The organism is Ruminococcus sporogenes (genome assembly GCF_054655175.1).
This window is the reverse complement of record NZ_BAAHOA010000002.1, coordinates 368,368-381,505: the sequence shown is the minus strand read 5'-3', so window position 1 is coordinate 381,505 and position 13,138 is coordinate 368,368. Positions and strand designations below refer to the sequence as shown.

The window sequence follows — 13,138 nt, the reverse complement described above, 5'->3', positions numbered from 1 at the left end:
TATGGGCGGTTTTTTTGGCGTAGCGTCATCAAACGATTGTATACAGGATGTTTTTTTCGGAACCGATTATCACTCGCATCTGGGAACAAGACGCGGTGGTATGACATCATATTCTCCGGAATTGGGTTTTCAGAGAAATATTCATAGTATAGAGAATTCTCCTTTCAGAACAAAATTTGAAAAGGACGTTGAAAAAATGCGGGGTAACATATGTATCGGCTGTATAAGCGATACAGACCCGCAGCCTATTATGGTTCGCTCAAAGCTTGGTCTTTATGCGGTCTGTTCTATAGGAATAATTACGAATGCCGAAGAGCTATCAAAAGAACTACTTGAAAAGGGTTGCGCTAACTTTGAAACCATGAGCAGCGGAAATATTAATTCCGGCGGACTTATCGGCGCTCTTATTGCTCAGAAGGATTCTTTTGTTGAAGGTATAAAATATGCGCAGGAAAAAATAAAGGGTACTATGTCCTTGGTTATAATGACTGAGGATTCGATAATTTGCGCCAGGGATATGATGGGCAGGCTTCCGATAATTATCGGAAAAAGATCTGATGGATATTGTTTTTCTTTTGAATCGTTTGCGTTTCAGAAGCTCGGCTATAGTGCATGTCATGAGCTTAAGGCCGGCGAGATCGTGAAGCTTACTAAGGATAGCCTTGAAATACTCAGCGAAGGCTCGGACGAAATGAAAATGTGTACTTTCCTATGGACATATTACGGTTATCCTAACGCCTGCTACGAGGGTGTGAATGTTGAAGTTATGAGGACCAGAAACGGTGAAATCATGGCGGAAACGGATATAAAAAACGGAAAGCTGCCTGACGTCGATTATGTTTGCGGAGTACCAGATTCGGGTGTTCCTCATGCAATCGGATATGCAAATAAAAGCGGTATCTCATTTGCAAGACCTTTTATTAAATATACTCCTACATGGCCGAGGAGCTTTATGCCGGCAAGTCAGTCAATGAGAAATAAGGTGGCAAAGATGAAGCTTATTCCGGTTCATGAGCTGATAGACGGTAAAAGGCTGCTGTTTGTTGACGATAGTATTGTCAGAGGTACGCAGCTTAGAGAAACTGTTGAGTTTCTGTATGAAAACGGAGCTAAAGAGGTTCACATGCGATCTGCGTGTCCTCCTATTATGTATGGGTGTAAATATCTTAATTTTTCACGTAGTACCTCTGAGCTTGAACTCATTGCAAGACAGATTATTGATGAGAACGAAGGAGCTGAGGGAATAAAATATATTGAAGAATACAGCGATTCCACAACCTCCAGAGGCCGTTATCTTAGAGATGAAATCTGCCGCAGGCTAAAGCTTACTTCTTTGGAATACCAGTCGTTAGAGGGAACGGTCAGAGCTGTAGGAAAGCCTGAATGCAGACTTTGCACATATTGCTGGAATGGAAGGGAATGATTCATTTGTATAAAGGGCTGCATGAGGAATGCGGAGTTTTCGGAATATATGCCAACAATACAAGTAATGTAGCTTCTTTGACATATTTTGCTCTGTATGCTCTTCAGCATAGAGGCCAGGAAAGCTGCGGTATTGTAGTTAACGATAAGGGCGTTTTGTCATATCATAAGGATCTTGGACTGGTTCCAGAGGTTTTTAATGAAGAAAATTTAAATAAGCTGGGGTTAGGCAATATTGCTATAGGTCATGTTAGATATTCTACTACTGGAAAACCAAACAGATCAAATGCGCAGCCTCTTGTTGTCCGTCATATAAAGGGACCGATGTCAATCGCTCATAACGGCAACCTTATCAACGCCAGAGAATTAAGAGAAAAATATGAGCTTAAAGGCGCGATTTTTCATAATACAAACGATACCGAAGTAATCTCGTATGCAATAACTGAGCAGCGTCTGATTCAGCCTTCAATTGAAAAGGCTGTTGAACAGGCTATGTTTAAGTTCAAGGGAGCTTATTCTCTTGTTATAATGTCTCCGACAAAGCTGATTGCAGCCAGAGATCCACAAGGCTTCAGACCTCTTTGTATGGGCAGTACTCCAGACGGCAAAGTGGTTTTTGCATCGGAAACCTGTGCTCTTGATAGCGTCGGAGCTGAATTTGTTCGTAACGTTGAGCCCGGAGAAATAGTTGTTGCCGACAAGGAAGGCGTTAAATCAATAAAAACGCATTGCGGACAAAAAACCTCGATGTGCGTATTTGAATATGTATATTTTTCGAGACCGGATTCCGTTATTCAGGGCGTAAGCGTACATAGCGCACGCCTGAAGGCGGGAGAATTTCTCTGGAAAGAGCATCCGGTTGACGCCGACGTGGTTGTCGGAGTTCCTGACAGCGGTCTGGACGCAGCTTTGGGCTTTTCAAGAGCGTCCGGAATACCTTATGGAGTAGGCTTTGTAAAAAACAGATATATAGGACGCACATTTATTCAGCCCGATCAGTCTCAGCGCTCAAATTCCGTAAGAATAAAGCTCAATGTTATAAAGGACGTTGTATGCGGAAAGAGAGTAGTTTTGATAGACGACAGCATTGTAAGGGGAACAACCAGTGCAAGAATTGTCGGTCTTATAAGAGAAGCGGGCGCTAAGGAAGTGCATATGAGAATATCGAGTCCGCCGTTTACTAATCCGTGTTATTTTGGAACTGATATTGACAGCAAAAAAAATCTAATAGCCTGTAAAATGTCCGTTGATGAAATTGCAAAGGAAATAGGAGCCGATTCACTGGGATATTTGAGCGTTGAAGGGGTTAAGAAAATAGCGGAAGGAGCCGACTGCGGCTTTTGTGTTGGATGTTTTACCGGAAATTATCCTGTAAAGGTTCCGAAGGAAATGCCTAAGGACAAGTTTGAAAGTAAAATCGGAGAATAATTGGAGGAGCGGTTTAATGAAGAGTTATTCTGAGAGTTATAAAAAGGCCGGAGTTGACGTAACAGCAGGCTATAAAGCGGTTGAATTAATGAAATCGCATGTTGCAAGAACGGCTACAAGCGGAGTTATGACTGGTATCGGCGGATTCGGAGGATTGTTTGAGCCCGATCTGACCGGAATCAATAAGCCGGTATTTGTTTCCGGTACAGACGGTGTAGGAACAAAGCTTAAAATCGCGTTTTTGATGGATAAGCACAATACGATTGGTATAGATTGCGTTGCTATGTGTGTTAATGATATTATATGCTGCGGCGCTGCTCCGCAATTTTTTCTTGACTATATTGCTGTCGGAAAGAATTATCCTGAAAAAATCGCGGATATAGTTTCAGGTATTGCTGACGGTTGCGTTGAAGCCGGCTGCGCTTTAGTCGGCGGTGAAACTGCTGAAATGCCCGGATTTTATCCTGCCGACGAATATGACGTAGCAGGCTTTTCAGTGGGCGTGGTTGATAAAGATAAGATTTTAAGACCGGAGGATCAGAAAGCCGGCGATGTATTAATAGGCATTAAATCCAGCGGGGTTCATTCCAATGGCTTTTCATTGGTAAGAAAGATTTTTACTGTAAATGAACAAACTTTAGCAAGGCATTTTTCAGATTTAGGAACTACTCTCGGAGAATGTCTGCTGACTCCTACCAAGATATATGTAAAGCCTATTCTTAAGCTTATTGAACAGGTTAAGGTCAACGCCGTATCTCATATAACCGGAGGCGGTTTTTATGAGAATATTCCGCGATCTCTTCCGAATGGTCTTTCCGCTAAGATTGAAAGAAATTCTATTGATATTCTCCCTATATTTGATCTTATTGCGAGAACAGGTCATATTCCGGAAAGAGATATGTTCAATACGTTTAATATGGGCGTCGGTATGACTGTTTCTGTTGATAAGGCGGACGCCGACAAGGCACTGGATGTGTTAAATTCATCTGGCGCTGAAGCTTATATATTAGGTGAGCTTGTGCAAAGTGATGAAGGCGTTATTATCAGCTAATTAAATCGCTGTTATTTTGCGGCAGATTGGAGAAATCTATGGAAAACTATGATAAGCCTCTAAAAAATATTATTGTTTTGGTTTCCGGCGGCGGAACCAATCTTCAGGCGCTTATCGACGCACAGAACAACGGCGGTATAAAAGGTGGAAGAATTACCTGCGTCATATCTTCAAGAGCTGACGCATATGCGTTGGTTCGTGCAATGAATAACGGTATATCAACGAGGGTTATTCCCAGAAAATCGTTTGAAAGCAGCGAAAAATACAGTGAAGCAATAATGGAAGCGTTATATGAGGAGTATGCTGATTTAGTTGTGCTGGCGGGATTTATGACAATTCTTGACGAGAAAATTATCAAGGCTTATCCGTATAAAATAATCAACGTTCATCCGGCGCTTATACCATCGTTTTGCGGAAAGGGCTATTATGGATTAAGGGTGCATGAGGCCGCATTGGATTACGGCGTTAAAATCAGCGGGGCAACCGTTCATTTTGTCAACGAGGAGGCAGATGCCGGTGCAATAATTCTGCAAAAGCCCGTCGAGGTTAAGAATAATGATACTCCTGAAATTCTACAAAAAAGAATAATGGAACAGGCTGAATGGAAGATACTTCCCGAGGCTGTTTCATTGTTTTGCCAGGATAGGATTGAGATAATTAACGGCAAGGCTTATATAAAAGAATAATAGCCGGTGGATGTGATAATAAATGGACTATTTCAATAAGCTTCAGAAATATTTTATTTGCTTTGTTTTATATGCTGTTTTAGGCTGGAGCTATGAGGTTATTTTGGAAACTTTTATTTATCAATGGGGTTTCACTAATAGGGGAGTGTTATTCGGTCCGTATTGTCCGGTATATGGAGTAGGAGCAATGTCCTTTTTGCTTTGTCTTGGGAAATTGATGAGAAAAAAAGATATTAGATGGCTTAATATTATTAAACCAATAATCATTTTTATCGGATGTGCGGCTATTGCAACTTTAATAGAGTTGACGGCGAGTTATATTTTGGAATTTGCATCAGGATCATGGCCTTGGCAGACGTATGAGGATTATAAATATAATTTTCAGGGACGTATTGCATTATCGACTTCTTTAAGATTCGGTCTGGGAGGAACAATTTTTCTTTACATAGTTCAGCCTTTTTTTGACTGGATATTGTTAAAGCCGGGTAAAAATCAATTAAATATTATCTCGGCAGTTATGTTGGCAATTTTATCGGCAGACTGTATTTATACGTTTATTATTAAAAACTGATTTTACGTTCATATTATTGACATTTCGGAAAGGATTCTTATTATGAATAAATTAGACATATCAAAAGAACTCAAAAGCAATTCTTATCCGGGCAGAGGAATTATAATAGGAAAATCATCTGACGGAAAATATGCTGTTACCGCTTATTTTATTATGGGAAGAAGCGAAAACAGCAGAAACAGAATATTTGTTGAAGATGGCTGCGGTATCAGAACTCAGGCTTACGATCCGTCCAAGCTTACTGATCCGAGTCTTATTATTTATTCTCCGGTAAGAGTTCTGGGTAATAAGACTATTGTTACAAACGGTGACCAGACTGACACTATTTATGATTTGATGAATAATCAGATGACGTTCGAGCAGTCGCTGAGAACAAGAGAGTTTGAACCGGACGCTCCTAATTATACTCCCAGAATTTCCGGTATAATAAAGGTTGATCCGCAGAAAACCTTTAATTATGCTATGTCTATTTTGAAAAGCGAAAATGGAAATCCCGATTCCTGTAATCGTTTCACTTTTTCATATAATAATCCTATAAACGGAGAGGGTCGTTTTATCCATACATATATGGGCGACGGAAATCCGCTTCCAAGCTTTGAAGGAGAGCCCAAGCTTATAGCTGTAGAGGGCAGTATTAGTGAATTCGGAAGCAATATTTGGAATAGTTTGAACAGCGAAAATAAGGTATCGTTATTTGTCAGATACATTGATCTGTCAGACGGTACATATAAGACTGAAATTTACAATAAAAATTGCTGAGAGAGGTTTGATTTATGTCATCAGAAATGTTTTTAAAGTACGGCTGCAATCCTAATCAGAAGCCGTCGAGAGTATTTATAGATAACGCTGAGCTGCCGTTCGAGGTACTTAACGGTAATCCCGGATATATTAATCTGCTGGACGCATTCAACGGCTGGCAGCTTGTAAAAGAATTAAAAGCTGCAACAGGACTTTGCGCCGCTACTTCCTTTAAGCATGTTTCTCCTGCGGGAGCTGCGGTTGGTCTTCCATTATCAGATACTTTAAAGAAAATATATTTTGTAGACGACCTCGAGGAACTTTCTCCAATTGCATGTGCTTATGCAAGAGCAAGAGGAGCTGACAGAATGTCATCTTACGGTGACTTTGTCGCACTTTCGGATACCTGCGACAAGGCGACAGCTCTTATGCTCAAAAGGGAAGTTTCAGACGGAATAATAGCTCCGGATTATACTCCTGAGGCGCTGGAGATTTTAAAATCTAAGCGTAAAGGGACATACAATGTAATAAAAATGAATCCGGATTATATACCAGAAGAAATAGAGAAAAAACAGGTGTTCGGTATAACCTTTGAACAGGGCAGAAACAATCTATTGATTAATAATTTACTTCTTGATAATGTTGTAACTGAAAATAAGATTATTCCTGAGGATAAAAAGCGCGATCTTCTTATCTCACTTATAACTTTGAAGTATACTCAGTCTAATTCGGTATGCTATGTAAAGGAAGGACAGGCTATCGGTATCGGCGCAGGTCAGCAGTCCAGAATACACTGTACCAGACTTGCAGGAAATAAAGCCGATATTTGGTGGCTTCGTCAAGCGCCACAGGTTTTAAGCCTTAAATTCGTAGATGATATACGCCGTCCCGACAGGGATAATGCGATTGATATTTATATTTCTGAAGACTATATGGACGTTCTTGCAGAAGGCGCATGGCAGAATATATTTAAGGAGAAGCCTCCTGTTTTTACAAAGGAAGAACAAAGAAAATGGCTTTCTGAAAATACCGGAGTTTGCCTTGGATCCGACGCATTCTTCCCGTTTGGCGATAATATTGAAAGGGCAAGAAAAAGCGGTGTTTCCTTTATTGCTGAGCCGGGCGGTTCCATCAGAGATGATAATGTTATTGATACCTGCAATAAATATAATATTGCAATGGCGTTTACAGGTATTAGATTATTTCATCATTGATTATGTTAATAATTCAATGAAGTTAAAATACGGTTATTAAGGGGAATTTTAATGAACATACTTGTTGTAGGCGGAGGCGGCAGAGAACACGCAATAGTTATGAAGCTTGCCGAGAGTAACAGAGTTGAAAAGCTATACTGTGCTCCGGGTAACGGAGGTATCTCTAAATTTGCTGAGTGCTTTCCTGTAAAGGCTACCGATATTGACGGTATTGTTGATCTCGCTAAGAAGCTTTCCGTAGATATGGTTGTGGTAGCGCCTGACGATCCTCTGGTAATGGGAATGGTCGACGCGCTTACAGCTGAAGGAATTAGAGCGTTCGGTCCGGATAAATCGGCCGCCGTTATCGAGGGTAGTAAGGTATTTTCCAAAAATCTTATGAAAAAATATGAAATACCTACGGCCGGATATGAAGTTTTTGATAATTCTGCCGACGCCATAAGCTATATTGAAAAGAATAATAAATATCCTATAGTTATTAAGGCAGATGGACTGGCTCTTGGAAAGGGCGTTATTATTGCTGAAGATTTTGACGAGGCGAAAGCTGCTGTTAATACTATTATGGAGGATAAGATATTTGGCAGCAGCGGCTTGAATGTCGTGATTGAAGAATATCTTACCGGTCCTGAGGTATCTGTTTTATGCTTCACCGACAGCAAAACCATAAGCCCTATGGTAACTTCTATGGATCATAAAAGAGCCAATGATAATGATGAGGGTCTGAATACGGGAGGTATGGGAACTGTTGCCCCAAATCCGTATTATACTCAGGAAATTTCAGATATATGTATGGAAAAGATATTTATTCCTACTATTGAGGCGATGAATAGTGAAAACCGTAAATTTAAAGGCTGTCTGTATTTTGGACTTATGCTGACTGAGGAAGGACCTAAGGTTATTGAATATAATTGCCGTTTCGGCGATCCTGAAACTCAGGTAGTTCTTCCGCTGCTCGATACGGATCTGCTCACTGTTTTCGAAGCTGTTATTGATGAAAAATTAGAGGATATTGATATTAAATGGAAGGACGAATGCGCTGCCTGCGTTATTTTGGCCAGCGGAGGCTATCCGGTTAAATATGCGTCTGGATATTCGATAAGCGGTCTTGATGAAAACGGACAATTAAACGGTCATTTAGTGTTTCATGCAGGTACTCGGCTAAATAATGATCAATTTATAACGTCGGGCGGGCGTGTGTTAGGAATTACCTCAACTGCAAAAACGCTGGAATTAGCGATAAATAAAGCTTATAATGGCGTTGAATCAATTAATTTTAAGGATATGCATTTCAGAAAGGATATTGGTTTGAAAGCTCTTAATTGCATTAATTGATTGCGTGCTGTAAATATATAATATTATTTATGGTATAATTTCATCATAGCGAAAAATTATAACTGTAATGATATATTTAATTGATTGGAAGTAATATATAATGCTGTTAGACAGATATTTACCAAGGATTGAATTCAATAGTTATGAAGATTTCAAGGAAAATTACAAGGTAAACATTCCTGAAAATTTTAATTTTGGATTTGATATTGTCGATGAATGGGCAAAGAAAGAGCCGGAAAAAAATGCTTTAGTTTGGTGCAACGATCATGGAGAAGAAAAGAAATTTACTTTTAACGATATCTCCAAGCTATCAAACCGGACGGCTAATTATTTTAAAAGTATCGGTATAAAAAAAGGAACGGTAGTAATGCTGATACTAAGAAGAAGATGGGAATATTGGATTTGTGCAACGGCATTGCACAAAATCGGAGCAATTTTAATTCCCGGAACATTGCAGCTTACTAAAAAGGATATAGTTTACAGGGGTAATGCAGCGAAAGTATCCGTTATAGTATGTCTGCCTGATGAATTTGTGATAAATCAGGTTAATGCTGCTCAGTCTGAGATACCGAGCCTGAAAACCAAGGTTATTGTTGAAAGAAAAATTGAAGGCTGGGAGTATTTTGAAGAAAGGATAGCTCAGTTTTCCGATGCTTTTGAACGTCCTGTCGGCAGTGAGGCAAACAAATGGAATGATATAATGCTCGTTTACTTTACCTCCGGTACTACCGGAATGCCTAAAATGGTACAGCATAATTTTGCTCATCCTCTTGGGCATATTGTTACGGCTAAATACTGGCAGCAGGTACAGGAAAATAAGCTTCATATGAGTGTTTCTGATTCCGGCTGGGCTAAGTTCGGGTGGGGAAAGATTTACGGTCAATGGATATGTGGAGCAGTTATTTTCGCATATGATATGGATAAATTTATACCGCTTAATCTTCTAAAAAAAATAACGGAATATAAAGTTACAACTTTTTGCGCTCCTCCTACTATGTTTAGATTTATGCTTCAGGAGGACGTTAAATCGTTTGATTTATCAAGTATAAAAACCTGCTGTATTGCCGGAGAGCCGCTTAATCCGCAGGTATTCAACGATTGGTACGCCCTTACAGGCTTAAAGCTTCGCGAGGGATTCGGTCAGACAGAGGGAACGGTTCTTATCGCTAATTTCAAGTGGCTCGAGCCTTCGGCCGGTTCAACCGGAAAGCCTTCTCCTCTTTATGATATACGGCTTATAAATGAAAATGGTGAGGAATGCAGACCGAACGAGGAAGGAACTATCGTTGTAAACGATGTAAAAAGCAATCCTCCGGTAGGTCTGTTTACAGGATATTACCAGAATGAACAAATGACTGATGAAGCTCTGTATGGCGATTACTACGATACCGGAGATGTGGCAGTGCGTGACGAAAACGGTTATTATTGGTTTATGGGCAGAAATGACGACGTTATAAAATGCTCAGGCTACAGAATAGGACCGTTTGAAGTTGAAAGTGCGATTTTAGAGCATCCCGCTGCCGTGGAATGCGCCGTTACATCAGCTCCCGATCCTATCAGGGGACAGGTTGTGAAGGCGACTATAGTACTTGCAAAGGGATTTGAACCAAGCGAGGAACTTACTAAAGAAATACAGAATCATGTTAAAAAAGTAACTGCTCCTTATAAATATCCGAGAATTGTTGAATATGTAAGCGAGCTTCCAAAAACAATAGGCGGAAAAATAAAAAGGAAAGAAATTCGTCAGAAAGACAATAAAATGAACTGAATAATAGACTCCCGGAGGAAATAATGAATAATCGTTTAAAGTATCTTCAGCAAAAAACATTAAGATTGACAGTTTCTCCGGGCGTTTATATTATGAAAGATGAAAACGGCGGTATTATATATATTGGCAAGGCTAAGAATCTGAAAAATCGTGTTTCCAGTTATTTCAGGAGTAATCCCGATCATACTCCAAAAGTTGCCAAGATGGTTGAAAACGTTTTTGATTACGATTTTATTGTGACTGACAGTGAATATGAGGCGCTGTTGCTTGAATGCAGTCTAATAAAGCAGCATAAACCTAAGTATAATATTTTACTTAAAGACGATAAGGGTTATCATTATATAAAAATTTCAGATGAAGCCTACCCTCGTATTACTGCTGAAAAGAAATGCGATAACTGCGGAACATTTTTAGGACCTTATATGAGCTCATATATTGCTACCCAGACTGTAAGAGAGGTTAATAAAGCCTTTAAGCTGCCTACATGTAAATTAAAATTTACCGGAAATCAGAAAAAATTACGTCCATGTCTTAATTATCATATTAATCAATGTGTCGGTGTATGCACTGGTGATATCAGTCGGGAAGAATACATGAATATTGTCGGTCAGGCTTTGGATTATATAAAGAACGGAAGCGAATCGTCTGTTAAGAGCCTGCAGCTTGAGATGGAAAGAGCTGCTGAAAATCTTGATTTTGAACGCGCCGCAAAAATAAGGGACAGAATTAAAGCTATTTCAAAATCAAATCAGACGCAGAAAATTCTTGATTTAAATATGGGAAACTGTGATATTATAGCCTCAGTCAAAAGTCCTTATGGCTCGTGTATTTCAATTCTGATGTACAGAGAAAACAGACTTTATGATAAGTCCTCTTATTATTTTTCTATAAATGAATATGAGGAAAATTTAATGGAAACATTTGTGTTACAATACTATATTGATAAAACAATTATGCCGAAAAATATTTATTTTGACAGTGAATTTCAAAATTATCAGCTTATAAATGAAGCGCTTAATAAAAAATTCAATAAGAATATAAAATTTATATTTCCTAAAAAGGGAAGCATGCTTAAATATGTTATGATGGCTAAAAATAATGCTGAAGAGTATTTGTCTATAAAAAATAACAGAACTGGCAAAGAAATAGAGGCTCTTGATCAGCTTGGGGAAATTTTAGGACTTAAAAAGCCGCCTATGTATATAGAGGCTTATGATATATCCAATTATTCTTCGTCTTCAATGGTTGCAGGAATGATAGTATTTGAAAATGGACGTCCTCTGAAAAAAGCATATAAGCGCTTTTCAATCAAGGATAACGTTATTCAAAATGACTACGCATGTATGCAGGAGGTTTTGAAAAGACGTTTTAACGAGTACACAAAAGGCGGCGACGAGGGTTTTTCAAAGCTTCCTGATCTTATTTTTCTTGACGGCGGTCAGGGACATGTCAATGCAGTTAAAAACGCTCTTAGGGATTATAATATAGAAGTTCCCATTTTTGGATTGGTTAAGGATAATAAACATAGAACAAGAGCAATTTCAACTGACGGCGGGGAAATAGAGGTTTCAAGGAATAAACAGGCGTTTATATTAATGACCAAAATTCAAGACGAAGTTCATAGATTTTCGATTTCATACATGAAATCAAAGCATACTAAAAGCAGTATTAATTTTGAGCTTACTAAGGTCAAGGGAATAGGCGTAAAAAAATCTCAGAAGCTGATGCTGAAATATAAAACTATTGCTAATCTGAAAAACGCCGGTCCAGAAGACTTATCGGAAACAGCAGGAGTAAATATCAATATAGCTAACGAGCTATATAATTTTATTCAGAATGAATTATAACGATTTACGGCTGAATTTAAATGTTGATATTGGAGAGTGAATATGAGAGTAATTACCGGTTTTGCAAGAGGAAAGAAATTAGTAACGCTTGACGGGAATGATATTAGACCGACTACCGACAGAGTAAAGGAAGGAATATTTTCATCAATACAATTTGATTTGGAAGGAGCTTCAGTTCTCGATTTATTTGCAGGCAGCGGTCAGCTTGGTATTGAGGCATTGAGCAGGGGAGCGGATAGAGCTTATTTTGTTGATAATTCTAAAAAATCTCTTGAAACAGTAAAGAAAAACTTGGCTATTACTGGTTTAGAAAATAAATCAAAATTGTTTAACATGAATGGACATGATTTTCTGAAAATAACGGATCAGAAGTTTGATTTTATTTTCTTAGATCCGCCGTATGATATGGGAATTTTGACAGAAATTTTGCCGGATTTATGCGATAAGCTGAAGTCCGGCGGAAAAATATTTTGTGAGCATGAAAAAAATCTTGTTCTTCCTGACGAAATTAATAATTTAAGGTTGAAAAAGATTTATAAGTATGGTAAAATAAAAGTATCGTTATATTGTCTGTCCGGGGAGGATTCTTAAATTGAGGAAGATTGCTGTATGTCCCGGAAGCTTTGATCCAATAACTTTCGGACATCTTGACATAATAAAAAGGGCCTCGACGCTGTTTGATAAAGTAATCGTTTTAATATCTGTAAATTCTGCAAAGAAACCCAGCTTTTCATTGTATGAACGAATGATGATGATAGAACGAAATACCGGACAGTTTGATAATGTGGTTATAGATATATTGGACGGTCTGCTTGCGGACTATGTTAAGGATGTCGGTGCAATCGCTATTGTCAAGGGATTGAGAGCTGTCAGTGATTTTGAATATGAATTCCAAATGGCGCTGGCAAACAAAAAGCTTTATTCAGGGGCGGAAACTGTTTTTTTAACGACGTCCGCTGAAAATATGTATTTAAGCTCAAGCGTTGTAAAACAGATTGCTGAATACGGCGGTAACATAAGTCCGTTTGTTCCTGAAAATGTACTGGAGTTTATTCAAAGCAGACTTGTAAAGGAGTAAAAA

General features: G+C 38.8%; 12 protein-coding genes. All 12 read left to right on the top strand.

Features of this window, described 5'->3' with window-relative positions; genetic code table 11:
- Position 1: 1 nt before the first annotated feature.
- The 12 genes from ACYQ0N_RS08260 to coaD all read left to right on the top strand — a co-directional run bounded on the left by ACYQ0N_RS08260 (position 2) and on the right by coaD (position 13,135).
- A complete protein-coding gene (locus tag ACYQ0N_RS08260; protein WP_177533136.1) occupies positions 2 to 1,423 on the top strand; it encodes an amidophosphoribosyltransferase in 1,422 nt (473 codons plus the stop codon).
- The gene (gene purF / locus ACYQ0N_RS08255) at positions 1,384 to 2,850 is read left to right on the top strand and encodes an amidophosphoribosyltransferase (RefSeq protein WP_460162408.1); all 1,467 of its coding nucleotides are present in this window, start codon (positions 1,384 to 1,386) and stop codon (positions 2,848 to 2,850) included. Before ACYQ0N_RS08260 ends, purF begins: the two co-directional genes overlap by 40 nt.
- A gap of 16 nt (positions 2,851 to 2,866) precedes the next feature.
- Positions 2,867 to 3,901: a phosphoribosylformylglycinamidine cyclo-ligase gene (purM, locus tag ACYQ0N_RS08250; protein WP_177533135.1), complete on the top strand. Its 1,035-nt coding sequence runs from the start codon at positions 2,867 to 2,869 to the stop codon at positions 3,899 to 3,901.
- A 38-nt stretch (positions 3,902 to 3,939) separates the two neighbouring features.
- Positions 3,940 to 4,587, top strand: a complete 648-nt coding sequence (gene purN, locus ACYQ0N_RS08245) for a phosphoribosylglycinamide formyltransferase (protein ID WP_177533134.1) — start codon at positions 3,940 to 3,942, stop codon at positions 4,585 to 4,587.
- Positions 4,588 to 4,609: 22 nt separating this feature from the next.
- Entirely contained in the window at positions 4,610 to 5,158 is a 549-nt protein-coding gene (locus ACYQ0N_RS08240; protein WP_460162407.1) for a putative ABC transporter permease, read from the top strand.
- Positions 5,159 to 5,200: 42 nt separating this feature from the next.
- A complete protein-coding gene (locus ACYQ0N_RS08235; protein WP_177533132.1) occupies positions 5,201 to 5,917 on the top strand; it encodes an IMP cyclohydrolase in 717 nt (238 codons plus the stop codon).
- Positions 5,918 to 5,931: 14 nt separating this feature from the next.
- Positions 5,932 to 7,110, top strand: a complete 1,179-nt coding sequence (locus ACYQ0N_RS08230; RefSeq protein WP_460162406.1) for a phosphoribosylaminoimidazolecarboxamide formyltransferase — start codon at positions 5,932 to 5,934, stop codon at positions 7,108 to 7,110.
- Between the two features lie 51 nt (positions 7,111 to 7,161).
- Positions 7,162 to 8,442, top strand: a complete 1,281-nt coding sequence (gene purD, locus ACYQ0N_RS08225; protein ID WP_460162405.1) for a phosphoribosylamine--glycine ligase — start codon at positions 7,162 to 7,164, stop codon at positions 8,440 to 8,442.
- Between the two features lie 100 nt (positions 8,443 to 8,542).
- On the top strand, positions 8,543 to 10,210 hold the full coding sequence (locus ACYQ0N_RS08220) for an AMP-binding protein (RefSeq protein WP_177533129.1): 1,668 nt from the start codon (positions 8,543 to 8,545) through the stop codon (positions 10,208 to 10,210).
- A 23-nt stretch (positions 10,211 to 10,233) separates the two neighbouring features.
- Positions 10,234 to 12,057 (top strand): excinuclease ABC subunit UvrC, encoded by a 1,824-nt coding sequence (uvrC, locus tag ACYQ0N_RS08215; RefSeq protein ID WP_460162404.1) that lies wholly within the window; start codon positions 10,234 to 10,236, stop codon positions 12,055 to 12,057.
- Between the two features lie 42 nt (positions 12,058 to 12,099).
- Positions 12,100 to 12,648 (top strand): 16S rRNA (guanine(966)-N(2))-methyltransferase RsmD, encoded by a 549-nt coding sequence (gene rsmD / locus ACYQ0N_RS08210; RefSeq protein ID WP_460162403.1) that lies wholly within the window; start codon positions 12,100 to 12,102, stop codon positions 12,646 to 12,648.
- A gap of 1 nt (position 12,649) precedes the next feature.
- The gene (gene coaD / locus ACYQ0N_RS08205) at positions 12,650 to 13,135 is read left to right on the top strand and encodes a pantetheine-phosphate adenylyltransferase (protein ID WP_177533126.1); all 486 of its coding nucleotides are present in this window, start codon (positions 12,650 to 12,652) and stop codon (positions 13,133 to 13,135) included.
- Positions 13,136 to 13,138: the final 3 nt, after the last annotated feature.